This window comes from Janibacter terrae NBRC 107853 (assembly GCF_001591405.1).
GTDB lineage: Bacteria > Actinomycetota > Actinomycetes > Actinomycetales > Dermatophilaceae > Janibacter > Janibacter terrae.
Genome location: NZ_BCUV01000006.1, coordinates 656,197 through 678,178 on the forward strand (window position 1 = coordinate 656,197; position 21,982 = coordinate 678,178).

The window sequence follows — 21,982 nt, forward strand, 5'->3', positions numbered from 1 at the left end:
CGTGACGAGAGAGATCCGGCTGCACCCCCTGCGCGACCTGCTCGGTCGCCGCCGCAGCGACCCGACCTACCACGAGGTCCACGACGCCGACGAGCTGCGCCGGCTGACCGCCACCGGCGAGTCGCTCGCCGGCTGGCGGCTGCAGGGCCTCGACCTGGAGCCGCACGCCGAGCCGCTCTCCCGCAGCGACGTCCGCGGGCTCGTCGTCCTCGGCGGTACGGTCCCCGACGCGCTGGCGCAGAGCCTCGTCGCCCGCGGCGCGGTGATCATCCCGCCCGACCCGACGTGCCCGGTCGAGACCTTCCGCGCCCGGCTGTACTCCCCCTTCGACCTGTACGGCGGGCTCGAGGTCGACGGCTACCCGAGCACGGTCGACGCGCGGGCGTACGCGTGGAGCCGGGAGACCCGCACGCAGCACGACGCCTACGCCACCCTCCTGCGGGCCGTGCACGACGACGCGGTGAACGACGCCCTTGTCGAGGCCCTCCACGGGCTCGACGTCGTCGGCGTGATGGGCGGGCACGCCCTCGGGCGCGGCAGCAGCGACTACGCGGACGCGGCCCGACTCGGCCAGGCCCTCGCGGGCGCCGGCCGGGCGGTGCTCACCGGCGGCGGCCCGGGCGCGATGGAGGCGGCCAACCTCGGGGCGATCGCCCCCTCGCCCGAGGCCGTGGAGGCCGCCCTGGAGCGCCTGACGCAGGTGCCCTCCTTCCGCCCGTCGATCGACGCCTGGGCGAGCCTGGCGCTGTCGGTACGGGCGGACCTCGACGTCGCGGACGGCGGGGCGCGCAGCTTCGGCATCCCGACGTGGTTCTACGGGCACGAGCCGCCCAATGTCTTCTGCGGGGGCATCGCCAAGTACTTCTCCAACGCGCTGCGCGAGGACGTGCTGCTCGCGCGGAGCACCGGCGGCCTCGTCGTCCTGCCGGGCGCGGCCGGCACCGTGCAGGAGGTCTTCCAGGCGTGCACGCCGCTGTACTACGCGCCGCCGGGCGACGCCCTGCCCCCGCTCGTGCTCGTCGGTCTCGAGCACTGGACCGAGACCGTGCCGGTGTGGCCGGCCCTGCGGGCCCTGGCCACGGGGCGCCCGCTCGCCGACGTCCTCCACCTCGTGGCGACCCCCGAGGAGGCCGCCGCGATCGTCCTGGCCTGACGAAGGGGGTCCGCCCCGGGGTCAGTCGAAGACGATCGTGCGCCGCCCGCGCAGGACCACCCGTCGCTCGACGTGCCAGCGCAGGGCGCGGCCGAAGGCCATCGCCTCGAGCTCCGCGCCGGTGGCCGCGAGCTGCGCGGGGCTCATCCGGTGGTCGACGCGGCGGAAGTCCTGCTCGATGATCGGTCCCTCGTCGAGGTCGGCCGTCACGTAGTGCGCGGTCGCGCCGATGACCTTGACGCCGCGGTCGTGCGCCTGGGAGTAGGGACGCGCGCCCTTGAACGAGGGCAGCAGCGAGTGGTGGATGTTGATGACCCGCCCGGGGAAGTCCGCGCACATCCGCTCGGAGAGCACCTGCATGTAGCGCGCCAGCGCCACGGTCTCGACCCGCTCGGCCGCGATGATCTCGCGGAGCCTGGCCTCGGCCTGCGGTTTGGTCGCTGCGGTCACCGGGACGTGGTGGAAGGGGATGCCGTGCCACTCGACCTCCGCCCGGAAGTCCTCGTGGTTGGAGACGACCGCGGGGACGACGACGTTGAGCTGACCGGTGCGCACCCGGAAGAGCAGGTCGTTGAGCACGTGGCCCTGGCGGCTCACCATGATGAGCAGGCGGTGCGGCTCGTGCGGGTCGTGGATGTCGACGTCGGCTCCGAGCTCGGCCGCCAGCCGCCCGCGCGCGACCTCCAGGCGCTCCGTGTCGATCGGGCCCTGCCCCTGCAGGTGCATCCGCAGGTGGAACTCGCCGGTCGAGTCGTCGCCGAACTGCTGGCTGTCGAGGATGTTGAGGTCCAGGCCCACCATCGCCCCGGTCACCGCGTGGACGATGCCTCGCCGGTCGGGACCGCTCAGGGTCAGGACGACCTCGCGGCCGAGGCCGCCCGGGACGGCCGCGCTCACGCTGCGCCCGAGGTGGCCGCGGCGAGCTGCCCGCAGGCCCCGTCGATGTCGCTGCCCCGGGTGTCGCGCACGGTCGTCGGGATGCCGTGGGCGCGCAGCCGCTCGACGAACTGCTGCTCGACGCCGGGCCGCGAGGCGGTCCACCTCGAGCCGGGGGTCGGGTTGAGCGGGATCGGGTTGACGTGCACCCAGCCCCTGCCGCGCTGGGTGAGCTTCTTGCCGAGCAGGTCCGCCCGCCAGGCCTGGTCGTTGACGTCCTTGATGAGCGCGTACTCGATGCTCACCCGGCGCCCGGTCCTCAGGTAGTAGCGGTGGGCCGCGTCGATCGCCTCGTCGACCTTGAAGCGGGTGTTGATCGGCACCAGCTCGTCGCGCAGCTCGTCGTCGGGCGCGTGCAGCGACAGCGCGAGGGTCACCGGGATGCCCTCCTCGGTGAGCCGGTCGATGCCCGTCACCAGCCCGACGGAGGACATCGTGATCCCCCGCGCGCTCATCCCGAGCCCCTCGGGCGAGGGGTCGACCATGCGGCGGATCGCGCCGATCGCCGCCGTGTAGTTGGCCAGGGCCTCCCCCATGCCCATGAAGACGACGTTGGTGACGCGCCGGCCCCCCGACGAAGGGAGGGACTCCCCTTCGTCGTCGGCCTCGGCGCCCAGCGCGACGCCCGTGTCGTCCCCGAGCGCCAGGTCACCGGCCTGCGCGAGCAGGCGGTTGGCGGCGACGACCTGGTCGACGATCTCGCCGGTCGACATGTTGCGCGTCAGGCCCTCCTGGCCGGTGGCGCAGAAGGGGCAGTTCATGCCGCAGCCGGCCTGGCTGGAGACGCAGATCGTCGCGCGGCGCGGGTAGCGCATGAGGACGGACTCCACGAGCGCGCCGTCGTGCAGGCGCCACACGGACTTCAACGTCGCGCCCCGGTCGGCCGTGATGGTGCGCACCGGGGTGAGCAGGCGCGGGAGCATCGCCGTGACGAGCTCCTCGCGGGCCGCCTTGGGCAGGTCCGACATCTGCTCGGGGTCGTCGGTGTGGTGGGTGAAGTAGTGCGTCGACAGCTGCTTGGCGCGGAAGCCCGGCAGGCCGAGCTCCTTGGCCCACTCGACGCGACCGGCGAGGTCGAGGTCGGCGAGGTGGCGCGGCGGCTTGCCGCGCCGGGGCGCGGTCATCGTCAGCTGGCCGGGCACCGGGCGGGTGGTCGAGGGCGTGGGCAGGTCGGTCATCACCCCCAGTGTCTCAGGTCAGGAGCGCGCTGACGCCAAAGCCGCCCGCGGCGGGGTCGTCGGCGACCCCGGGGGTCACACCGGGGCGATGATGCGCAGCGCCACCCACGCGAGCGGGACGACCAGGACGAGCGAGTCGAGGCGGTCCATCAGGCCCCCGTGCCCCGGGATGATGTTGGACATGTCCTTGATCCCGAGGTTGCGCTTGAGGCTGGACTCGATGAGGTCACCGATCGTCGCGACCGGGGCGACGAGCACGCCGAGGACCGCGCCCTGCCACCACTGGCCGTCGAGGGTGAGCGGGATGACGATCGCGCCCACGACCGCGCAGGACAGGACCGAGCCGGCGAAGCCCTCCCAGGACTTCTTGGGCGAGAGCCGTGGTGCCATCGGGTGCTTGCCGAGGACCACCCCGAAGGCATAGCCGCCGATGTCGGAGAAGACCGTGACGATGATGAAGACGAAGATGCGCCACTGGCCCTGCGGCTCGGCGAGCATCATCGCCGCGAAACCCGCGAGCAGGCACGGGTAGAGCAGGATCAGCGCACCGGCGCCGACGTCCGGCAGGGCGCCGCCCAGCCCGTCCGCGACGCGCCAGACGAGGGTGGCCACGAGGGTGAGCGACGCGGCGAAGACGAGGCCCTCGGCACCGCGCAGGTAGGCCGCGACCGTCATGCTCACCGCGCCGACGGCGACCGGGACGAAGGGGGCGTACAGCCCCCCTTCGCTCAGGGCCTGACGCATCTCCCACACCGCCACGACCATGGCGAGGCAGATGAGGACGACGAAGACGACGGGGTGCGCCACGAGCGAGGCGACGACGAGGCCGGCCAGGGCGACCCCCGTCGCGATGGCGACCGGCAGGTTGCGGCCCGCCCGGCTCGAGGGCCCGGCGGGCGCGGGCGCGGCCGCCCGGATCGCCCGGCGGGACGCGAACTCGGGCTCGGACATGTCAGACCTCGGAGAGCTCTGCTTCCTTGGCCTTGAGGATCGTGTCCACGTTGTCGACGTACTTCTTCGTGAGGGCGTCGAGCTCCTTCTCACCGCGGGTGCCGTCGTCCTCGCCGACCTCGCCGTCCTTGACGAGCTTGTCGATCGTGTCCTTGGCGGCGCGACGGATGTGGCGGATGGAGACCTTGGCGTCCTCACCCTGCGTGTGCGCCAGCTTGATGTACTCCTTGCGGCGCTCTGCGGTCAGCTCGGGCATCGTCACGCGGATGACGTTGCCGTCGTTGCTCGGGTTGGCGCCGAGGTCGGACTCGCGCAGCGCGCTCTCGATGGCCTGCAGCGACGACTTGTCGAAGGGGCTGATGAGCAGCGTGCGGGCCTCGGGCGACTGGAAGGAGGCCAGCTGCTGCAGAGGGGTCGGCGAGCCGTAGTAGTCGACCGTCACCTTGCTGAAGAGGCCGGGGTTGACCCGGCCGGTGCGGATCCCGGCGAAGTTCTCCTTCGCCACCTCGACGGCCTTGTCCATCTTGTCCTCGGCCTCGAGCAGTGCGTCCTCGATCATGGCTCTCCTCCTCGGCCTCACGGCCGTCACGGCTGCGGCTCTCGCCGCGAGTTGGGTCTGGGGGTCAGTCTGTCACTCAGGCGTGGACGAAGGTGCCGATGGGCTCGCCGAGCAGCGCCCGGGTGACATTGCCCTCGCCCTCCATGCCGAAGACGACCATCGGCAGGCCGTTCTCGCGGCAGAGGCTGAAGGCAGCCGCGTCGACGACCTTGAGGTCCTGCTGCAGCGCCTGCTCGAAGGTCACCGAGTGGAGCTTGCGGGCCTCGGGGTTGGTGCGCGGGTCGGAGTCGTAGACGCCGTCGACGCCGTTCTTGGACATCAGCACGACATCGCACTTGATCTCGAGGGCGCGCTGGGCGCTCACCGTGTCGGTGGAGAAGAAGGGCATGCCGGCGCCGGCGCCGAAGATCACGACGCGCCCCTTCTCGAGGTGGCGGATCGCGCGACGCGGGATGTACGGCTCGGCCACCTGGCCCATGGTGATGGCCGTCTGGACGCGGGTGTCGACGCCGGCGTCCTCGAGGAAGTCCTGCAGCGCGAGGCAGTTCATGACCGTGCCGAGCATCCCCATGTAGTCGGCGCGGGTGCGGTCCATGCCCTGCTCCTGGAGCTGGGCGCCGCGGAAGAAGTTGCCGCCACCCACGACGATGGCGACCTGGACGCCCTCGTGCACCGCCGCGGCGATCTGGTCGGCCACCCCGCGGACGACGTCCGGGGCCACGCCCACCTTGCCGCCTCCGAAGACCTCACCCGAGAGCTTGAGGAGGACCCTGCGATAGGCCGGGGGGGTCGTCTGGTCGGTCACGTGCTGCTCCCTGGTGGATCGCGTGCTGGGTCACCCGATCCTTCCACAGTCGAGATGGTGCCCATGACCACCCACGACGAAGGGGGCCGCACCCGGTGATCGGGTGCGGCCCCCTTCATGGGGTGCTGCGCGGTCAGGAACCGACGCGGAAGCGCGCGAACTGCGTGGCGCTCGCGCCGGCCTCCTCGAGGACCTTGCCGACGGACTTCTTGGAGTCCTTGGCGAAGGGCTGGTCGAGCAGGACGTTCTCCTTGAAGAAGCCCCCCACGCGACCCTCGACGATCTTGGGCAGGGCCGCCTCGGGCTTGCCCTCCTCCTTGGCCGTCTCCTCGGCGATGCGACGCTCGTTGGCGACGACGTCGGCGTCGATCTCGTCGCGGGTGAGGACGGTGGGGCTGAAGGCCGCGATGTGCATCGCGACGTCCCGCGCCACCTTGTCGTCGCCGCCCTCGGTGCCCACCAGGACACCGATCTGGGCCGGCAGGTCGGGGCTGGTCTTGTGCAGGTAGGCCGAGACCCGGGGGGCCTCGACGCGGGCGACCCGCTTGACCTCGATCTTCTCGCCGATGGTGGCGTTGGCGTCGTCGAGGAGGTCCTTGACGGTCTTGTCGCCGGCGGGGGCAGCCAGGAGGCTGTCCGCGTCGGTGGCCTTGGCCGCGACGGCCGCGGCGAGGACCTCGTCCGCGAGGGCGCCGAACTTCTCGCCCTTGGCGACGAAGTCGGTCTCGCAGAGGACCTCGACGAGGGTGCCGACGCCGGCCTCGGCCTGGGCGACGACGAGCCCGTTGGAGGTCGTGCGACCCTCGCGCTTGGTGACGCCCTTCAGGCCCTTGATCCGGAGCAGCTCCTGCGCCTTGGACTTGTCGCCATCGGCCTCGTCGAGCGCCTTCTTCACGTCGAGCATGCCGGCGCCGGTGCGCTCGCGCAGCTCCTTGATGTCAGCGGCGGTGTAGTTCGCCATGTGTGTCCCGTTCTCCTATGTGAGGTGTGACGGTGGTCGGTGAGGTGGTGCTCAGGCCTCGGGGGTCGGCTCGGCGGACGGCACGTCCACGGCCGGCGCCTCGGTGGCGGCCGGGGCGTCGACGCCCTCGGTCGCGGTCTCGGCGGGGGCCTCGGCGATCGCGGTCTCGGTCGCGGCCTCGGCGGGGGCCGCCTCGGCGGGGGCCTCAGCGGTCGCGGCCTCACCGGCCAGGAGCTCACGCTCCCACTCGGCCATCGGCTCGGCCTCGGCGGCAGCACCGGCGTTGGCGTTGCCGCCACCACGCGACATCAGGCCGTCGGCGACCGCGTCGGCGACGACGCGGGTCAGCAGGGTGACGGAGCGGATGGCGTCGTCGTTGCCGGGGATCTTGTAGTCGACCTCGTCGGGGTCGCAGTTGGTGTCGAGGATCGCGATGACCGGCAGGCCCAGCTTGCGCGCCTCGTCGACGGCGAGGTGCTCCTTCTTGGTGTCGACGATCCACACGGCCGAGGGGACCTTGGCCATGTTGCGGATGCCACCGAGGGTCTTCTCCAGCTTGTCCTTCTCACGGCGAAGGATGAGGAGCTCCTTCTTGGTGTAGCCGGAGCCGGCCACGGTGTCGAAGTCGAGCTCCTCGAGCTCCTTCAGACGCGTGAGGCGCTTGGAGATCGTCTGGAAGTTGGTGAGCATGCCACCGAGCCAGCGGTGGTTGACGTAGGGCATCCCGACGCGCGTCGCCTGCTCGGCGATCGGCTCCTGCGCCTGCTTCTTGGTGCCGACGAACAGGATGGTCCCGCCGTGGGACACCGTCTGCTTGACGAACTCGTAGGCGTCGTTGATGTAGGTCAGCGACTGCTGCAGGTCGATGATGTAGATGCCGTTGCGCTCGGTCATGATGAAGCGCTTCATCTTGGGGTTCCAGCGTCGGGTCTGGTGCCCGAAGTGGACGCCGCTCTCCAGGAGCTGGCGCATGGTGACGACGGCCATGCCGAAGTCCTCTCGTCGAAGGGTTGTCAGTTGTGTGCCTGGTGTCCCGACCCACCCCGCCCGATCCGACCGGGTGGTCGGAGGGGACTGCCGTGGTGCGCCCCGGGTTCGGAGAGAGATCTCGTCACACGGTGAGGAACACGCGAATTCATCCAGACAGACTGGATGTGCCCCCCATCCTACGGCCGCCGGACGAAGGGGAGAAATCGCCCGCTCCCCTAGGGTCGGGTGCATGAGCGACCCCCTCGTGGCCCGGATGCGCCCGCACGCCGAGACGATCTTCGCGACGATGTCGGCGCTCGCCCTCGAGCACGACGCGGTCAACCTCGGGCAGGGCTTCCCCGACACCGACGGCCCTCCCCAGGTCCTCGAGGCTGCCCGCGCGGCGATCGCCGCCGGCCACAACCAGTACCCGCCCTCGATCGGGATCCCTGCCCTGCGGGAGGCGATCGCCCGCCACCAGGAGCGGCACCACTCCCTCCGCCCCGATCCGGGCAGCGAGGTGCTCGTGACCTCGGGCGCGACCGAGGCGATCGTCGCGTGCCTGCTCGGGCTGGTCGAGCCGGGCGACGAGGTCGTGACCTTCGAGCCCTCGTACGACTGCTACTCGGCGGGCATCGCCCTCGCCGGCGGGGTCAAGCGGGCGGTCCCGCTGGACGTCCCGGACCTCTCCTTCGACCCGGCCGGGCTGGCCGCCGCCTTCTCCGACCGGACCCGTGCGGTCCTGCTCAACTCCCCGCACAACCCGACCGGCAAGGTCTTCACCCGCGCCGAGCTCGAGGTCGTCGCCGAGCTCGCCCGGCGCCACGACGTGGTCGTCATCAGCGACGAGGTGTACGAGCACCTGACCTACGACGTCCCGCACGTGCCGATCGCGACCCTGCCGGGCATGGCCGAGCGGACGCTCACGATCGGCTCGGCGGGCAAGTTCTTCTCCGTCACCGGGTGGAAGGTCGGCTGGGTGAGCGGCCCGGCGCCCCTCGTGCGGGCGGCGCGCGTCGTCAAGCAGTTCCTCACCTTCACGACGGCCTCCCCCCTGCAGCACGCGGTCGCCCACGCCCTCGACCTCGGCCCCGCGCTCCTCGACGAGCTGACGCTCTCGCTCCGGTCGCGCCGCGACCTGCTCGTGGGCGGCCTGCGCGAGGCGGGCTTCGACGTGCGGCCCAGCGACGGCACCTACTTCGTCGTCGCCGACGCCGCGCCGCTCGGCGTCACCGACGCGGCCACGTGGTGCCTGGGGCTGCCTGCCGCCGCGGGCGTGGCCGCCGTGCCGGTGTCCGTCTTCTGCGACGACCCTGGCCCGACCGCCTCCCTCGTGCGCTTCGCGTTCTGCAAGCAGGAGCCGGTGCTCGAGGAGGCCTGCCGGCGCCTCGTCGCCCACACCGCCTGATCCACAGACCGGTCGCGGCCCGCGCGCCCGTCCCCAGCCCGCGCCCGGCCCCGCGCGCGTCGGGCGAAGGGGGCCACCCTCGGACCATGAGCACCGTCCCCCTCGTCGCCCTGGCCCTCGCCGGAGCCCTCGTCGGACCTCCCCCGCCCCCGGCGGCTGCCCGGTGGTCCTGGCCGGTGGGGGGTGGTGCGCGACCAGCGGTCGTCGCTGCCTTCGATGCCCCTGCGCAGCGGTGGGGGGCGGGCCATCGCGGCATCGACCTGGCCGCGCGCCGTGGCGACCGGGTCACCGCGGTGACGGACGGCGTCGTGTCGCACCGCGGACGGATCGCCGGGCGCGGGACGGTGAGCGTCACCCACGCCGACGGCGTGCGCAGCACCTACGAGCCCGTCGACTCGGCCCTGAGGGTGGGCCAGCGGGTCCGTCGCGGTCAGGGCCTCGGGCGGCTCGGCGTGGAGCCGGGCCACTGCGTGCCTGCCGCCTGCCTGCACCTGGGCGCCAGGCGCGGGGACGACTACCTCGACCCGATGACCTTCTTCGGCGCCCGCCGGGTCGTGCTCCTCCCCCTCGACGCCAGGTGATCGCTCAGGCGCGCGGGTGGGCCTGCTCGTAGCTGCGCCGCAGCCGGTCGAGGGAGACGTGGGTGTAGATCTGCGTCGTCGCCAGGGACGAGTGGCCGAGCAGCTCCTGCACCATCCGCAGGTCGGCGCCGCCCTCGAGGAGGTGGGTGGCCGCGGAGTGGCGCAGGCCGTGCGGGCCCACGTCGGGGGCGTCGGGCACGTGCGCGAGCAGCGCGTGGACGACCTCGCGCACCTGCCGGGGGTCGACCCTGCGACCCCGGCGGCCGAGGAAGAGCGCCGGCCCGGACGCGGCCGTCGCCACCCGGGGACGGCCGCGCACGAGCCACTCGCCCAGCGCCTCGTCGGCGGGGAGCCCGAAGGGCACGACCCGCTCCTTGCGGCCCTTGCCGAGCACGCGGACGACGCGCCGGTCCCGGTCGGCGTCGTCGACGTCGAGGCCCGTGAGCTCGCTGACCCGGATGCCGGTCGCGTACAGCAGCTCCAGTACGGCTCGGTTGCGCAGATGGATCGGGTCGTCGTCGTCCGCGGCCACCGCGGCGATGTCGAGGACCGCGGTGGCGCTCTCCCGGCTGAGCACGTCGGGCAGGGTGCGCTGCCGCTTCGGCGAGGCGAGTCGCAGCGCCGGGTCGACGTCGACGCGACCGGTGCGCCGGGCCCAGGCGAAGAAGGTGCGGACGGCCGCCGAGCGCCGCGACAGCGTCGACCGGGCGGCCCCCTCGGCCGCGAGGGTGCCGAGCCAGGCCCGCAGCTGGGCCAGCGTGACGTCGGCCGGTGCGCCCGCCCCGTCGGCGGCGCACCAGGCCAGGCAGCCCCGCACGTCGCCGGCGTAGGCCCGCACGGTGTGCCCCGACCGGTCGCGCTCGCGCTCGAGGTGCGCGACGAAGGCCTCGACCGCGTCGGCCACCCACGAGGGGGTCGGCTGGGGTGTCGGTGTCGGGCTCACTCCCCCACGGTGCCACGACGGGGCGGCGCCGGCGCGGAGGCTGCGGCAGCCCGCGCCCTCACCCCCCGCGCTCGGGTCCGGGGCCGCGCCGCCAGCCGCCGACGCCGTCCTGGACGGCCCACGCGTCGAGCTCCATGGCCGCGAGGTCGGCGAAGACCTCCTCGAGGGGCACCACGAGCTCGGTCGCGATCTCGTCGGCCCGGGTGGCCCGGCGCACCTGGAGCAGGTCGTGGACCCGGCGCTGCGTCGACGTCAGGACGTCGAGCGCGCGGGCCGGGCCGAGCAGCTCGACCTCCTCCTCGTCGAGCCCCTCGCCGATGGGGCGGGCCAGGGCGAGGACGTCATCGGTGTCGGTGACGATCCCGGCCTGGCCCTTGCGGATCGACTCGTGGCACCCCGCCGAGGACATCTGCGTGACGGGGCCGGGCACTGCCCCGACCTGTCGCCCGAGGTGCTGCGCCCAGTTGGCGGTGTTGAGCGAGCCCGACCGCAGCCCCGCCTCGACGACGACGGTCACCGAGGACAGCGCCGCGATGATCCGGTTGCGAGCGAGGAAGCGGTGTCGCATGGCCACGGTCCCCGTCGCCAGCTCGGTGACGACCGCGCCGCCCTCGGCGACCGCCTCGACGAGCCGGCGGTTGCCCTCGGGGTAGACCCGCTCGGGCCCGCACGGGAGCACGGCGACGCACGGACCGTCGACCGCGAGCGATCCCTGGTGGGCGGCGGCGTCGATGCCGAACGCCGCCCCCGACACGACCGTCCAGCCACGACCGGCGAGGCCGGCCCCCAGCTCGCGCGAGACCGCCTCGCCGTAGCCGGTGCTGGCACGCGACCCGACGACGGCCACGGCCCTGCGGGTGAGGTCGGCGAGGCAGCCCCCGCCCCGCACGTGCAGCAGGTGCGGCTGGATGTCGGTGTCGGACAGGGCCGCTGGCCAGTCCGCGTCCCCGGGGACGACCACCCGGGACCGGGTCCTCGCCACCCGGTCGAGCTCGGCGTCGACGTCGACACCGGCGACGTGCACCCGAGCGCTGGCGCAGCGGGGCAGGTCACCGTCGACGAGCCGGTGCCACGCCTCGACGTGGCCCAGCGACCAGATGTCGTCGAAGAGCGCCGGTCGCGAGTCGCTCGGCCGCTCCCGCCGGCTCTCCAGCACCCGTGACCAGGCGATGCGCGCACGCCGCTCGTCCGTGCCGACCTGGGCGTGGGCTCGAGCCGTCTCCGCCCGCGTCGGGGCGCTGCCTCCCGTCCGGCTCATGCCGCCACCGCGCCCTGCGTGCGGTACATCAGCGCCAGCCCGACGTCGACGCGGCTCGGTGTGGTCCGGCCGTTGAGGTCGGCCGAGGTCCACGCCAGCCGCAGGACGCGGTCGTAGCCGCGGAGCGTGACCTGCCCCAGGTCCAGAGCCCGGTCCAGGGTGGAGGTCGTCTGGGACGACAGGCGGAAGGGGCGCCGCCGCAGCACCGGTCCGGGCACCTGGCTGTTGAGCACCCACCCGTGGGTCGACCAGCGGCGTGCCTGCGCCGAGCGCGCCTCGACGACGCGGGTGGCGACGGCCGCGCTCGTGTCGGGCGCGGCCTCGTTGAGGTCGGCCAGGCTCACCTTGGGCACCTGCACCTGGATGTCGACCCGGTCGAGCAGCGGCCCGCTGAGGCGTGCGGCATAGGCGCGTCGCTCGGTGGGTCGGCAGCGGCAGCTGAGCCCCTTGCCGTGCCCCTCCCCGCAGGGGCAGGGGTTGGCGGCGAGCACGAGCTGCACGCGCGCCGGGTACGAGACACGTTCCCGGGCGCGGGCGATGACGACCTCACCGGACTCCAGGGGTTGGCGCAGTGCTTGGAGGACCGCCCCACCGAACTCGGCGGCCTCGTCGAGGAAGAGGACGCCGTGGTGCGCCTGGGACACCGCGCCCGGCAGGACGGCCCCGGACCCACCACCGACGAGGGCGGCGACGCTCGCCGAGTGGTGCGGGGCGACGAAGGGCGGGACGAGGTCGATCCCCGAGTCCGGCACGGCCCCGACGAGCGACCTGATCGCGAGCGTCTCGAGCGCCTGGTCGCGGGTGAGGGGCGGCAGGATCGTCACCAGCCGCTCGGCGAGCATCGTCTTGCCCGAGCCGGGCGGTCCGTTGAGCAGGAGGTGGTGACCACCGGCCGCGGCGAGGAGCAGCGCGGTGCGCGCCTCGTGCTGCCCGGACACGTCGGCGAGGTCGATCGGTCGCTCGCGCTCCGTCGACTCCGGGACGGGCGGGTCCTCCGCGAGCGGCAGGACGCCTCCGCGGGGCAACCGGCGGTAGGCCATGACGAGGTCCTCGAGGGTCGCGGCGGTGGAGACCCGCATGCCCTCGACCAGCCGGGCCTCGGCGACGTCCTCGGGTGCCACGACGACCTGCTCGCACCCGGCAGCCTGGGCGGCCAGCACCGCGGGCAGGACCCCGGCGACGTGCCGCAGGCGACCGTCGAGCCCGAGCTCGGCCAGGTGCACGACCGGCCGAGCGCTCGCTGCCGGCAGCTCGCCGCAGGCGGCGAGCGCGACGACGGCGATGCCGAGGTCGAACCCGGTGCCGTGCTTGGGGATCGATGCCGGGGAGAGGTTCACCGACAGGTGGGCCGTGTTGAGCGAGACGCCGGCGGAGATGGCCGCAGAGCGCACCCGCTGCGGCGCCTGGCGCAGCGCCCGGTCGGGCAGGCCGCCCACGTCGAAGGTCGGCAGCCCCTGCCCGGCATGGCACTCGATCTCGACGAGGTGCCCGGTGACCCCGCGCAGCGCCACGCCGCGCGTCACGGCGATGCTCATCGCCCGACCCCCGGGATGTGCTGCACCTCGTAGCGACCCTGCTCTCCGAGCAGCCCCACGACGTCCAGGCGGACCCCGTGGTGGTCGACCTCGTGCTCGGCGAGCCACCGCCCGGCGAGCCGGCGCAGGCGTCCCAGCTTGGCCCGGGTGATCGCCTCGACCGGGTACCCGTAGGTGGTCGTGCGGCGGGTCTTCACCTCGCACACGACGATCACGTCGCCGTCGCGCAGGACGAGGTCGATCTCCCCCTCGCGACAGCGCCAGTTGCGGTCCAGGACCTGCATCCCCCGGCCGGTCAGGTACTCCTCTGCGAACTCCTCGCCCGCTGCTCCCACGCGCACACGTGCGGGTCTCTGCTGGGTCATGACGACCACCTCCACCGCCAGTCAACGGTGGGTGGTCCCCCTTCGCCGCGGTCCTCACCGACCTGTGGATCGACGCGCGGGGCGAGAGGGGTCTGCGGATACGGCTAGAAGCCGTCCTGCGGCATCGCCAGCTCCGACTTGGCCAGCTCCTCGACGTTGACGTCCTTGAAGGTCACGACACGCACCTGCTTGGCGAAGCGCGCCGGACGGTAGATGTCCCACACCCACGCGTCCTGCATCGTCACCTCGAAGTAGACCTCGGCCCCCTCGCCGCGGACCTTCACGTCGACGCTGTTGGCGAGGTAGAAGCGACGCTCGGTCTCGACGACGTGGCTGAAGAGGTGCACCACGTCGCGGTACTCGCGGTAGAGCGCGAGCTCCATCTCGGTCTCGTACTTCTCCAGGTCCTCCGAGCTCACCGGGGCCTCCCTCCGCTCGTCGTGCCGGCCACGAGCGCGTCGTCGCCGCAGGCCCCATCATCATCTCCCACGAGGCGGGGCGCGATGACGCCCACCCCCGGCAGCGCCCACGAGCGGCGGTGCTGCACGCAGGCCCCGTGGGCCGTCAGCGCGTCGAGGTGCGCCGACGCGGAGTACCCCTTGTTGTCGGCCCACCCGTACTGCGGGTGCTCGCGGTCCAGCTCGACCATGCGGGCGTCCCGCTCGACCTTGGCGAGCACGCTCGCGGCCGCGACCGAGCTGCACCGCAGGTCGGCCTTGATCATCGTGCGCACCGGCGGCGTCGACGCCCCACCGGCGATCTCGGCGAGCAGCCCGACCTCCTCGGGGTCGGTCAGCCAGTCGTGGTTGCCGTCGAGCAGGACGAGGTCGGGCACGACGGGCAGCTGCGCCAGGGCGCGGCGTCCGGCCAGGCGCAGGGCCGCGATGATCCCGACCTGGTCGATCTCGGCCGGCAGGGCGTGGCCCACCGCGTGCGCCAGCGCCCACCGCTGCAGCCGGGGGACCATCGCGCCCCGCGCTGCAGGGGTCAGCAGCTTGGAGTCGCGCACGCCGGCGGGGGCGCTGCGGCAGGTCTCGTCGATGACGACGACGCCGACGCTCACCGGGCCCGCGAGCGCACCGCGACCGACCTCGTCCATGCCCGCGAGCACGCGGTGACCCGCGCGCTGCAGCTCACGCTCGACGCGCAGGCTGGGCCGCCCGGACCGGGGTGCGCGGCCGGGTGCGGTCACGACGTGTGCGGCTCGCCCGGCGGCGGGCCGAGCGAGCGGTTGCTCCCCGCCTCAGGGACCTGGGAGAAGACGTCGTGGTGACCGGACAGCCCACCCATCCGGTCGAAGGGCCACACGGTGACCACCGCCTTGCCGACGACGAGGTCCTCGGGCACCGACCCGGTCCGCCCGTCGCCGCTGGGGTCGTGGAAGCGGGAGTCGGAGGAGTCGCCGCGGTTGTCGCCCATGACCCACAGACGACCGCTCGGGACGGTGATGTCGAACTCCTGCTGGCTCGGCTCGGCGCCCTGCTTGAGGTACGTCGCCTCCTCGATCGGCTCGCCGTTGACGAGGAGGCGCCCCTCGGCGTCGCAGCACTGGACGTGGTCGCCCGGCATGCCGATGACGCGCTTGATGAGGTGGCCCTCGGAGGTGTCGGGCAGCAGCCCGACGAACATCAGGGCGTCGCGCAGGCCGTTGAGCACCGCCCCGCGGTTGGCCTCGGGCGTGGGGCTCAGCCAGTCACCCGGGTCCTCGAAGACGACGATGTCACCGCGCTTGATCTCGAAGGGCCCGGGCGTGAGCTTGGAGACGACGATCCGGTCGCCGACGAGCAGGGTGTCCTCCATCGACTGGCTCGGGATGAAGAAGGCCTGCACGAAGAAGGTCTTGACGACGAAGGACAGGGCCAGGGCCATCGCCAGGACCACCACGACCTCACGGACCGCGGCCCCGAGTCGGGCGCCGGCACCGCGACGTTCGCGGTCGGTGCGGGCGCTCTCGCGCTCGGCGTCCTCGGCCTCCGCATGGGCCGAGTCAGGATCGTGTGCCACAGGTCTCATCTCTACTCCGCGCCCAAACCGCTCGGGCGACATCGCTCTCCAGTATCGCTGCTCGGGCGACCCATCGGCGCCAAGCACCCCGGCCATGTCGGGGTCGGGTCGCTCAGGACCCGGTGCCGCCGATGCGGTCCATCGGCCAGTAGCGCCAGGCGACGTGCCCGACGACGTCGTCGACCGGCACCATGCCACCGCCGGGGTCGCCGAGGTGGCTGCGCGAGTCGACCGAGTCGCCCCGGTTGTCGCCGAGCACGAAGAGCCGACCCGGGGGGACCTCGACGTCGAAGGGGGTCCCGCACGCCCTCGTCCCCGGCGCCAGGTACGGCTCGGGCACGACCTCGCCGTTGACCACGAGCCCCCGCTCCGGGGTGCACGCGACCCGGTCGCCGCCGACCCCGGCGACGCGCTTGAGGAAGTCCTGCTCGCCCAGGTCGATCGAGAGGGTGGAGGCGACCGCGGAGAGCGTGCGCCCGACGAACCCGTCGGAGACGAAGGGGGTGCGGTCGGCGGCCGCGAAGGTGTCCGTGCCGTCGAAGACGATGACGTCGCCGCGCTCGACGCGCGAGGCACCGATCTTGGTGACCACGACCCGGTCGCCGGGGGCGATCGTCGGCTCCATCGAGGAGCTCGGGACGTGGAAGGACTGCATGACGAAGGCCCGCACCAGCATGACGAGCAGGACCGCGACCGCGATCTCGAGCATCAGCCGCCGGGCCGGACGCACATCGACCCCCGCCGGGTCACCGGCGGGGGTCGACGCAGCTGCGTCCGGGGCGGGATCGGTCGACATCGGGGTCAGCCTACGACCCGCGCGGGTCGCGATCTGCGGCAGATCAGCTCGCGGGGGTGTCGCGACGCTCGCGGATGCGAGCGGCCTTGCCGCGGAGGTTGCGCAGGTAGTAGAGCTTGGCGCGGCGGACGTCACCGCGGGTGGCGACCTCGATCTTCTCGATGACCGGGGTGTGGATCGGGAAGGTCCGCTCCACGCCGACACCGAAGGAGACCTTGCGGACGGTGAAGGTCTCACCGATGCCGCCGCCGTGACGACGGATCACGACGCCCTGGAAGACCTGGACACGGGAGCGGCTGCCCTCGATGACCTTCACGTGCACCTTGAGGGTGTCACCGGCCCGGAACTCGGGGATGTCGTCCCGCAGGGACGCCTTGTCGATCTCGTCGAAACGCTGCATGGCGCTGTCGCTTTCCTGCGGACGCCACAGGCCGTCCGCCCTCGTCAGTGATGTATGAGGAGTCGCACCCACCGCCGCGTGCCGTCGGGTCGGGGCCAAGGCCTCGTCCCGGGCACTCCCCCTGTGGCAGGGGCGGTGTCCATGAGCGCGATGTCCGATTCTGCCAGAGGTGGGCGGGTGACCAGAAATCGTGGGGCGGGGCGCCCTCAGCGACGGCGCGGCCGACGCAGGTCGACGGTGCCGGGCTCCTCCCCCGGGCCGACGACCCGGTAGCCGGCCTTGGTGCAGAACCGCAGCAGGCGCGGCTGGTCCGCGCCGGCGTCGAGCCACAGGGTGCTCGTGTCGGTCGGGGCGAGGGCCTCGGCGTGCGCGAGCAGGGCCCGCCCGAGTCCCCTGCCCTGCAGGTCGGGGACGACCATGAGCCGGCCGATCTGCCAGGTCGTGGGATCCCGCGGGTCGCGTCGCACGCGCACCGAGCCCACGAGCCGGTCCCCCGCGCGGAAGAGGTGGGTCGTCCAGTGCCGGAGGCCCTCGGCCACGGTCGCTGCGTCCTCCGCGGGCGCACCCCGCCAGAGCTCCGGCGGGGTCACCATCTCGATCCAGCAGGCCTTCTGCAGCACGGTGAGCTCCGGCGCGTCGGCGCGGGTGGCGACGGAGTGCTCGAGCCCGGCGAGCTCCTCGGTGGTCGCCGCGACGTGGAGCAGGTCCGGTCGGCGCGCTGCCGTCCGCTCGAGCCGCTGCTCGTGCCGCCACCGCGCGATCGCCCCGTGGTTGCCCCCGAGGAGCACCTCGGGCACGGCCCGTGCGACGCCGTCACCCCCGTCCCACACCGACGGCTTGGTGTAGATCGGGTACTCGAGCAGACCCCCTTCGTGCGACTCCTCGACGAGCGACTCGGCGTTGCCGACGACGCCCGGCAGCAGCCGGCCGATCGCCTCGACCATCGCGAGGACGGCCACCTCGCCGCCGTTGAGGACGTAGTCGCCGAGCGAGATGACCCGCACCGGCATGCGCTCGGCGGCCCACTCGTAGACGCGCTCGTCGATGCCCTCGTAGCGGCCGCAGGCGAAGGCGATCCACGGCGCCCGGGCGAGCTCGCGCGCCGTCCCCTGGGTGAACCGCTCGCCGCCCGGGCCCGGGACGACGAGGACCGGTGCCGCGCCGGTGCCCTCGTCCGCCGAGTCGAGCACGTGGGTGAGCGCCTCGCTCCAGGGCTGGGGCTTCATCACCATGCCCGCACCCCCGCCGTACGGGGTGTCGTCGACCGTGCGGTGCCGGTCGTGCGCGAAGTCGCGCAGGTCGTGCACGCGCAGGTCGATGATCCCGTCCCGCCGGGCCTTGCCGATGAGCGAGATGTCGAGCGCGGCGAGGTACTCCGGGAAGATCGAGACGGCGTCGATGCGCACGGCTCACTCCCCCGACGAGTCGAGGTCGAGCAGGCCGGGAGGCGCGTCGACGACGAGCCGGCCGGCCTCGGGGTCGACCTCCGGCACGATCGCCTCGACGAAGGGGACGAGAGCCCGCGTGCCGTCCGGTCGCCGCAGCACGAGCCGGTCCTGGGCGGCGCCGAGCTCCAGGGCGACGACCTCGCCGACGACCTCGCCGTCCGGGGTCCGGGCGGTGAGGCCGACGAGGTCCGCCTCGTACCAGCCCTCGTCGTCGTCCTCGTCCTCGAAGGCCTCCGCCGCGAGGACCAGGCGCGTGCCGCGCAGGGACTCCGCGCCGGTGCGGTCCTGGACCTCCTCGAACCCGAGGAGCCAGATCCCGCGGTGGACGCGGGTCGTTGCCAGGGTCAGCCGGCGCGGCACGCCCGACCCGGGCCCGGCGCGGGTGTCGAAGACGGTACCCGGCACGAGCCGTGACTCCGGGTCGTCGGTGTGCAGCTGCACGGTCACCTCGCCACGCAGCGCGTGGGGCTTGCCGATGCGAGCGACGACGTGGCCGTCGGTGTCAGTCATGCGGGACAACCTACGATTCCGCGCCCCGACATGGCGAATGGCCGCCACCCCGGTGGGGGTGACGGCCATGCGCGCGTGCTGACGGCCCGCGCTGGATCAGCGCTCGCGGTCGGTGTCGACGATGTCGATCCGCACGTTCTCCCCGCCCGAGAGAGCGGTGAGGACGGTGCGGAGCGCGGAGGCGGTCCGGCCGGAGCGACCGATGACGCGGCCGAGGTCGTCGGGGTGCACGCGCACCTCGAGGATCTGCCCGCGACGCAGGTTCTTGCTCCGGACGACGACGTCGTCCTTGTGGTCGACGATGCCGGTGACCAGGTGCTCGAGCGCCTCGTCGAGCATCTCAGGCCTCGGTGGTCTCGGCCTCGGCCGGGGCCTCCTCGGCGGGAGCCTCGGCAGCGGCCTCCTCGGCGGCCTTGGCCTCGGCGGCCTTGGCCTCGGCGGCCTTGGCCTCGGCGGCCTTGGCCTCGGCGGCAGCCTTCTTGTCGGCGGCCTCCTTGTCGGCCTTCTTCTTCGCCGTGATGGCCTCGTGCTCGGAGGCGTCCTTGTCGGAGTTGGCGAGGGCGGCCTCGTAGAGGTCCTTCTTGGAGGTCTTGGGCTCCTTGACCTTCAGCGTGCCCTCGGCACCGGGCTCGCCCTTGTACTTCTGCCAGTCACCGGTGACCTTGAGCAGCGCGGCGACGGCCTCGGTGGGCTGGGCGCCCTGGGAGAGCCAGTACTGGGCGCGCTCGCTGTCGATGTCGATGACCGAGGGCTCCTCGGTGGGGTGGTACTTGCCGATCTCCTCGATGGCCCGGCCATCGCGCTTGGCGCGCGAGTCCATGACGACGACGCGGTAGAACGGAGCGCGGATCTTGCCCATGCGCTTCAGACGGATCTTGACGGCCACGTGTGTGGTCCCTTCGTTTCGTGAGCACGGCGAGACCGTGCGCGGTTCGCACGGGGTATCGGGCTCGGGGTGTAGGCATCCGGCGCGCAGGAGGGATCCCCGGCGCGGACGGGTACGAAGGGGGATTCTTCCACGCGGGGCAGCGCCCGGCCAAAACCGGCCCCGACGCGTCACCCTGCGGCCCCCGCCAGTTGCTCTCCCGGTCACCGTCACGTCGCCCACCGGCCGTTGGCTGGCTCACGTCCCGGCCCTCGTCCGGCGACCGAGCCCCTGATCAAGGAGAACATCTTCGTGAGCACCGAGCAGTCCCCCTTCGTCCAGCGTCGCACGATCATCCAGGGCGCGGCCGCCCTCGCTGCCCTCGGCCCGCTCGGCGCCCTCGGCGCGCGCACCGCCGGTGCGGCCCCGATGGCCCGACAGCCCTTCGGCCCCGACTACGGCCCGCTGCGTCCGACCAAGGACCAGACCACCGGCCTCGAGCTCATCTCGCTGCCCAGGGGCTTCGAGTACCTCACCTTCGGGTGGACCGGCTCGATGATGTCCGACGGCCGCCCCACCCCGGCGATGCACGACGGCATGGCCGCCTTCCGCGACGGTGACTTCGTGCGCCTCGTCCGCAACCACGAGAACGGCACGGGCAGCGCCTACGCCACCCCCGCCTACGACGCCCTCGAGGGCGCAGGTGGCACGACCACCCTCGTCTTCGACCCTGACGCCGGTGAGCTCGTCGAGTCCTACGCCTCCCTCGCCGGCACCGTGCGCAACTGCGCGGGCGGCCCGACCCCCTGGGGCACCTGGCTCTCCTGCGAGGAGACCACGCACATCGCCGCCGACGGCACGCGCCACGGCTACGTCTTCGAGGTGCCGGCGAAGGGCATGAGCGACGCCACGCCGATCAAGGAGATGGGCCGGTTCTCGCACGAGGCGACCTGCGTCGACCCCTCGACCGGCATCGTCTACCTCACCGAGGACGCGACCCCGTCCGGCCTCTACCGCTTCGTCCCGACGACCCCGGGCCGGCTCGCCGACGGCGGACAGCTGCAGATGCTCGCCATCGGGTCCGCGACGTACCAGACGTACGGCGACGGCACGGGCGTCACCTACAGCGACCTGTCGTGGGTCACCATCGACCAGCCCGACCCGGGTCCGGGCGAGACGAGCACCGTGCGCCAGGGCATCGCCAAGGGCGGCGCCCAGTTCGCCCGGCTCGAGGGGGCCTGGTGGGGCAACGACCGCGCCTACATCGTCTCCACGAGCGGCGGCCCGGCCAAGCAGGGCCAGGTCTTCGAGTACGACCCGAAGGCCGGGACGCTCACCGTCCTCATCGCCTCCCCGAGCGCCCAGACGCTCAACAACCCCGACAACATCTGCGTCTCGCCCCGCGGCGGCATCGTCCTGTGCGAGGACGGCAGCGGCAGCGAGTACCTCCACGGCCTGACCGCGACGGGCGAGATCTTCCCCTTCGCCCAGAACACCGTGGTCCTGCCGAGCAACGGCCTGGCGGGCAGCACGGTGCGCGCCGGCAGCTACACGGGGTCGGAGTGGTGCGGCTCGACCTTCGAGCCGAAGAACGGCAACTGGCTCTTCGCCAACGCGCAGAGCCCGGGCATCACCTTCGCCATCACCGGCCCGTGGCGCAAGGGCGCCCTCTGAGGACGGCCTGACGAAGGGGAGGTCGCAGCGATCGCTGCGACCTCCCCTTCGTCGTCGGTCAGCGGTTCTCCCAGGCGCCGGGCGCGGCGACCGCGTCCTGCACGGCCGCGGGGAAGTCCCCGCTCAGCACGTCGGCCAGGCTCGTGCCGTCGAGGACGGAGCGGACGCTGGAGCGGACCGCCACCCACACCGTGCGCAGGTGGGTCGCGGCGCCGTCGTAGCTCGTCGTCTGGGGGCGCTCCCCGCGCACCTCGGCCAGCGGGCCGTCGACCGCCCGGATGACCGCGCCGACCGAGATCTGCGACGCGGGCCGGGCGAGGAGGTAGCCCCCGTTGGCGCCCATCCGGCTCACGACGAGCTCGGCGCGACGCAGGTCCGCGAGGATCGCCTCGAGGAACTTGCGGGGCAGCTCCTGCTCCGCGGCGAGCCGCACGACCGAGACCGGGGTCCCCCCTTCGCCGTTGGCAGCGAGGGTGAGCATCGCGCGGACCGCGTAGTCCGACCGGGCGGAGATGTCCATGCCGCCAGTATCGCGGGCGGGTGGCATCCGACCTCGACCACTCCCTGAGACATAACTCCGCGTTACTTGACCGATAAGCAGACGTTGGGTGAAACTCCTGCTTATCTCGTGGGAGATCAACCGATCGCCACGGAGCGCCGCACACTCCTCACGGAAAGAGTCC

The 21,982-nt window shown here is 73.0% G+C and carries 25 protein-coding genes; 4 read left to right on the forward strand and 21 right to left on the reverse strand.

Going from position 1 to position 21,982, the window contains the following annotated elements:
- Position 1 precedes the first annotated feature (1 nt).
- Entirely contained in the window at positions 2-1,153 is a 1,152-nt protein-coding gene (locus JT1_RS08455; RefSeq protein WP_255218289.1) for an SLOG cluster 4 domain-containing protein, read from the forward strand.
- A gap of 21 nt (positions 1,154-1,174) precedes the next feature.
- Here JT1_RS08455 and purU read toward each other — a convergent pair whose 3' ends face one another.
- From purU to rpsB, 7 genes are all read right to left on the reverse strand, one after another.
- A complete protein-coding gene (gene purU / locus JT1_RS08460) occupies positions 1,175-2,050 on the reverse strand; it encodes a formyltetrahydrofolate deformylase (protein WP_068325139.1) in 876 nt (291 codons plus the stop codon).
- The gene (rlmN, locus tag JT1_RS08465; protein ID WP_068325140.1) at positions 2,047-3,267 is read right to left on the reverse strand and encodes a 23S rRNA (adenine(2503)-C(2))-methyltransferase RlmN; all 1,221 of its coding nucleotides are present in this window, start codon (positions 3,265-3,267) and stop codon (positions 2,047-2,049) included. The genes purU and rlmN overlap by 4 nt, the downstream gene beginning before the upstream one ends.
- Positions 3,268-3,342: 75 nt before the next feature.
- A complete protein-coding gene (locus JT1_RS08470) occupies positions 3,343-4,218 on the reverse strand; it encodes a phosphatidate cytidylyltransferase (protein ID WP_068325141.1) in 876 nt (291 codons plus the stop codon).
- Position 4,219: 1 nt separating this feature from the next.
- Entirely contained in the window at positions 4,220-4,777 is a 558-nt protein-coding gene (gene frr / locus JT1_RS08475; protein ID WP_068325142.1) for a ribosome recycling factor, read from the reverse strand.
- 76 nt (positions 4,778-4,853) lie between these two features.
- Complete coding sequence (pyrH, locus tag JT1_RS08480; RefSeq protein WP_068325143.1) at positions 4,854-5,582, reverse strand: UMP kinase; 729 nt, start codon at positions 5,580-5,582, stop codon at positions 4,854-4,856.
- A gap of 133 nt (positions 5,583-5,715) precedes the next feature.
- Positions 5,716-6,543, reverse strand: a complete 828-nt coding sequence (gene tsf, locus JT1_RS08485; protein ID WP_068325144.1) for a translation elongation factor Ts — start codon at positions 6,541-6,543, stop codon at positions 5,716-5,718.
- Positions 6,544-6,594: 51 nt separating this feature from the next.
- Positions 6,595-7,530, reverse strand: a complete 936-nt coding sequence (rpsB, locus tag JT1_RS08490; RefSeq protein ID WP_068325145.1) for a 30S ribosomal protein S2 — start codon at positions 7,528-7,530, stop codon at positions 6,595-6,597.
- Positions 7,531-7,762: 232 nt separating this feature from the next.
- Between rpsB and JT1_RS08495 the strand changes: the two genes are divergently transcribed.
- Both JT1_RS08495 and JT1_RS08500 read left to right on the forward strand, forming a co-directional pair.
- Positions 7,763-8,920, forward strand: coding sequence for a pyridoxal phosphate-dependent aminotransferase (locus JT1_RS08495; RefSeq protein ID WP_068325146.1), 1,158 nt, complete (start codon positions 7,763-7,765; stop codon positions 8,918-8,920).
- A gap of 86 nt (positions 8,921-9,006) precedes the next feature.
- On the forward strand, positions 9,007-9,501 hold the full coding sequence (locus JT1_RS08500) for a murein hydrolase activator EnvC family protein (protein ID WP_068325147.1): 495 nt from the start codon (positions 9,007-9,009) through the stop codon (positions 9,499-9,501).
- Between the two features lie 4 nt (positions 9,502-9,505).
- Here JT1_RS08500 and JT1_RS08505 read toward each other — a convergent pair whose 3' ends face one another.
- The 13 genes from JT1_RS08505 to rpsP form a co-directional block, all read right to left on the reverse strand.
- Positions 9,506-10,444 (reverse strand): tyrosine recombinase XerC, encoded by a 939-nt coding sequence (locus JT1_RS08505; RefSeq protein ID WP_082807547.1) that lies wholly within the window; start codon positions 10,442-10,444, stop codon positions 9,506-9,508.
- 58 nt (positions 10,445-10,502) lie between these two features.
- Positions 10,503-11,702, reverse strand: coding sequence for a DNA-processing protein DprA (gene dprA, locus JT1_RS08510; protein WP_068325149.1), 1,200 nt, complete (start codon positions 11,700-11,702; stop codon positions 10,503-10,505).
- On the reverse strand, positions 11,699-13,237 hold the full coding sequence (locus tag JT1_RS08515) for a YifB family Mg chelatase-like AAA ATPase (RefSeq protein ID WP_068325150.1): 1,539 nt from the start codon (positions 13,235-13,237) through the stop codon (positions 11,699-11,701). The genes dprA and JT1_RS08515 overlap by 4 nt, the downstream gene beginning before the upstream one ends.
- Positions 13,234-13,602 (reverse strand): YraN family protein, encoded by a 369-nt coding sequence (locus tag JT1_RS08520; protein ID WP_068325503.1) that lies wholly within the window; start codon positions 13,600-13,602, stop codon positions 13,234-13,236. Before JT1_RS08520 ends, JT1_RS08515 begins: the two co-directional genes overlap by 4 nt.
- A gap of 104 nt (positions 13,603-13,706) precedes the next feature.
- Positions 13,707-14,021: a DUF2469 domain-containing protein gene (locus JT1_RS08525; RefSeq protein ID WP_068325151.1), complete on the reverse strand. Its 315-nt coding sequence runs from the start codon at positions 14,019-14,021 to the stop codon at positions 13,707-13,709.
- Entirely contained in the window at positions 14,018-14,794 is a 777-nt protein-coding gene (gene rnhB, locus JT1_RS08530) for a ribonuclease HII (RefSeq protein WP_082807548.1), read from the reverse strand. The genes JT1_RS08525 and rnhB overlap by 4 nt, the downstream gene beginning before the upstream one ends.
- Positions 14,791-15,615 carry a signal peptidase I gene (gene lepB, locus JT1_RS08535; RefSeq protein WP_169701920.1) on the reverse strand — a complete coding sequence of 275 codons (825 nt, stop codon included), beginning with the start codon at positions 15,613-15,615 and terminating at the stop codon, positions 14,791-14,793. Before lepB (JT1_RS08535) ends, rnhB begins: the two co-directional genes overlap by 4 nt.
- Before the next feature lie 103 nt (positions 15,616-15,718).
- Positions 15,719-16,402: a signal peptidase I gene (gene lepB, locus JT1_RS08540; RefSeq protein WP_082807549.1), complete on the reverse strand. Its 684-nt coding sequence runs from the start codon at positions 16,400-16,402 to the stop codon at positions 15,719-15,721.
- A 43-nt stretch (positions 16,403-16,445) separates the two neighbouring features.
- Entirely contained in the window at positions 16,446-16,802 is a 357-nt protein-coding gene (rplS, locus tag JT1_RS08545; RefSeq protein ID WP_068325153.1) for a 50S ribosomal protein L19, read from the reverse strand.
- A gap of 206 nt (positions 16,803-17,008) precedes the next feature.
- On the reverse strand, positions 17,009-18,208 hold the full coding sequence (gene trmD, locus JT1_RS08550; RefSeq protein WP_068325154.1) for a tRNA (guanosine(37)-N1)-methyltransferase TrmD: 1,200 nt from the start codon (positions 18,206-18,208) through the stop codon (positions 17,009-17,011).
- 3 nt (positions 18,209-18,211) lie between these two features.
- The gene (rimM, locus tag JT1_RS08555) at positions 18,212-18,760 is read right to left on the reverse strand and encodes a ribosome maturation factor RimM (RefSeq protein WP_068325155.1); all 549 of its coding nucleotides are present in this window, start codon (positions 18,758-18,760) and stop codon (positions 18,212-18,214) included.
- A gap of 96 nt (positions 18,761-18,856) precedes the next feature.
- Positions 18,857-19,099 (reverse strand): RNA-binding protein, encoded by a 243-nt coding sequence (locus JT1_RS08560; RefSeq protein WP_068325156.1) that lies wholly within the window; start codon positions 19,097-19,099, stop codon positions 18,857-18,859.
- Between the two features lies 1 nt (position 19,100).
- Positions 19,101-19,646 (reverse strand): 30S ribosomal protein S16, encoded by a 546-nt coding sequence (gene rpsP / locus JT1_RS08565; RefSeq protein WP_068325157.1) that lies wholly within the window; start codon positions 19,644-19,646, stop codon positions 19,101-19,103.
- A gap of 291 nt (positions 19,647-19,937) precedes the next feature.
- On the opposite strand from rpsP, the gene JT1_RS08570 reads away from it, so the two are divergent.
- The gene (locus tag JT1_RS08570; RefSeq protein WP_068325158.1) at positions 19,938-21,299 is read left to right on the forward strand and encodes an alkaline phosphatase PhoX; all 1,362 of its coding nucleotides are present in this window, start codon (positions 19,938-19,940) and stop codon (positions 21,297-21,299) included.
- A gap of 58 nt (positions 21,300-21,357) precedes the next feature.
- On the opposite strand, the gene JT1_RS08575 is transcribed toward JT1_RS08570, so the two are convergent.
- Complete coding sequence (locus JT1_RS08575; RefSeq protein WP_068325159.1) at positions 21,358-21,819, reverse strand: RrF2 family transcriptional regulator; 462 nt, start codon at positions 21,817-21,819, stop codon at positions 21,358-21,360.
- Positions 21,820-21,982: the final 163 nt, after the last annotated feature.

Excerpts from the sequence above, each read along its gene's own strand:
- rimM (WP_068325155.1), bottom strand. The coding sequence starts at position 18,760 with ATGACTGACACCGACGGCCACGTCGTCGCTCGCATCGGCAAGCCCCAC.
- lepB (WP_169701920.1), bottom strand. The coding sequence starts at position 15,615 with ATGAGACCTGTGGCACACGATCCTGACTCGGCCCATGCGGAGGCCGAG.
- rplS (WP_068325153.1), bottom strand. The coding sequence starts at position 16,802 with ATGCAGCGTTTCGACGAGATCGACAAGGCGTCCCTGCGGGACGACATC.
- JT1_RS08515 (WP_068325150.1), bottom strand. The coding sequence starts at position 13,237 with ATGAGCATCGCCGTGACGCGCGGCGTGGCGCTGCGCGGGGTCACCGGG.
- dprA (WP_068325149.1), bottom strand. The coding sequence starts at position 11,702 with ATGAGCCGGACGGGAGGCAGCGCCCCGACGCGGGCGGAGACGGCTCGA.
- rlmN (WP_068325140.1), bottom strand. The coding sequence starts at position 3,267 with ATGACCGACCTGCCCACGCCCTCGACCACCCGCCCGGTGCCCGGCCAG.
- JT1_RS08520 (WP_068325503.1), bottom strand. The coding sequence starts at position 13,602 with ATGACCCAGCAGAGACCCGCACGTGTGCGCGTGGGAGCAGCGGGCGAG.
- JT1_RS08560 (WP_068325156.1), bottom strand. The coding sequence starts at position 19,099 with ATGCTCGACGAGGCGCTCGAGCACCTGGTCACCGGCATCGTCGACCAC.
- JT1_RS08495 (WP_068325146.1), top strand. The coding sequence starts at position 7,763 with ATGAGCGACCCCCTCGTGGCCCGGATGCGCCCGCACGCCGAGACGATC.
- JT1_RS08470 (WP_068325141.1), bottom strand. The coding sequence starts at position 4,218 with ATGTCCGAGCCCGAGTTCGCGTCCCGCCGGGCGATCCGGGCGGCCGCG.
- rpsB (WP_068325145.1), bottom strand. The coding sequence starts at position 7,530 with ATGGCCGTCGTCACCATGCGCCAGCTCCTGGAGAGCGGCGTCCACTTC.
- frr (WP_068325142.1), bottom strand. The coding sequence starts at position 4,777 with ATGATCGAGGACGCACTGCTCGAGGCCGAGGACAAGATGGACAAGGCC.
- JT1_RS08575 (WP_068325159.1), bottom strand. The coding sequence starts at position 21,819 with ATGGACATCTCCGCCCGGTCGGACTACGCGGTCCGCGCGATGCTCACC.
- JT1_RS08500 (WP_068325147.1), top strand. The coding sequence starts at position 9,007 with ATGAGCACCGTCCCCCTCGTCGCCCTGGCCCTCGCCGGAGCCCTCGTC.
- lepB (WP_082807549.1), bottom strand. The coding sequence starts at position 16,402 with ATGTCGACCGATCCCGCCCCGGACGCAGCTGCGTCGACCCCCGCCGGT.
- tsf (WP_068325144.1), bottom strand. The coding sequence starts at position 6,543 with ATGGCGAACTACACCGCCGCTGACATCAAGGAGCTGCGCGAGCGCACC.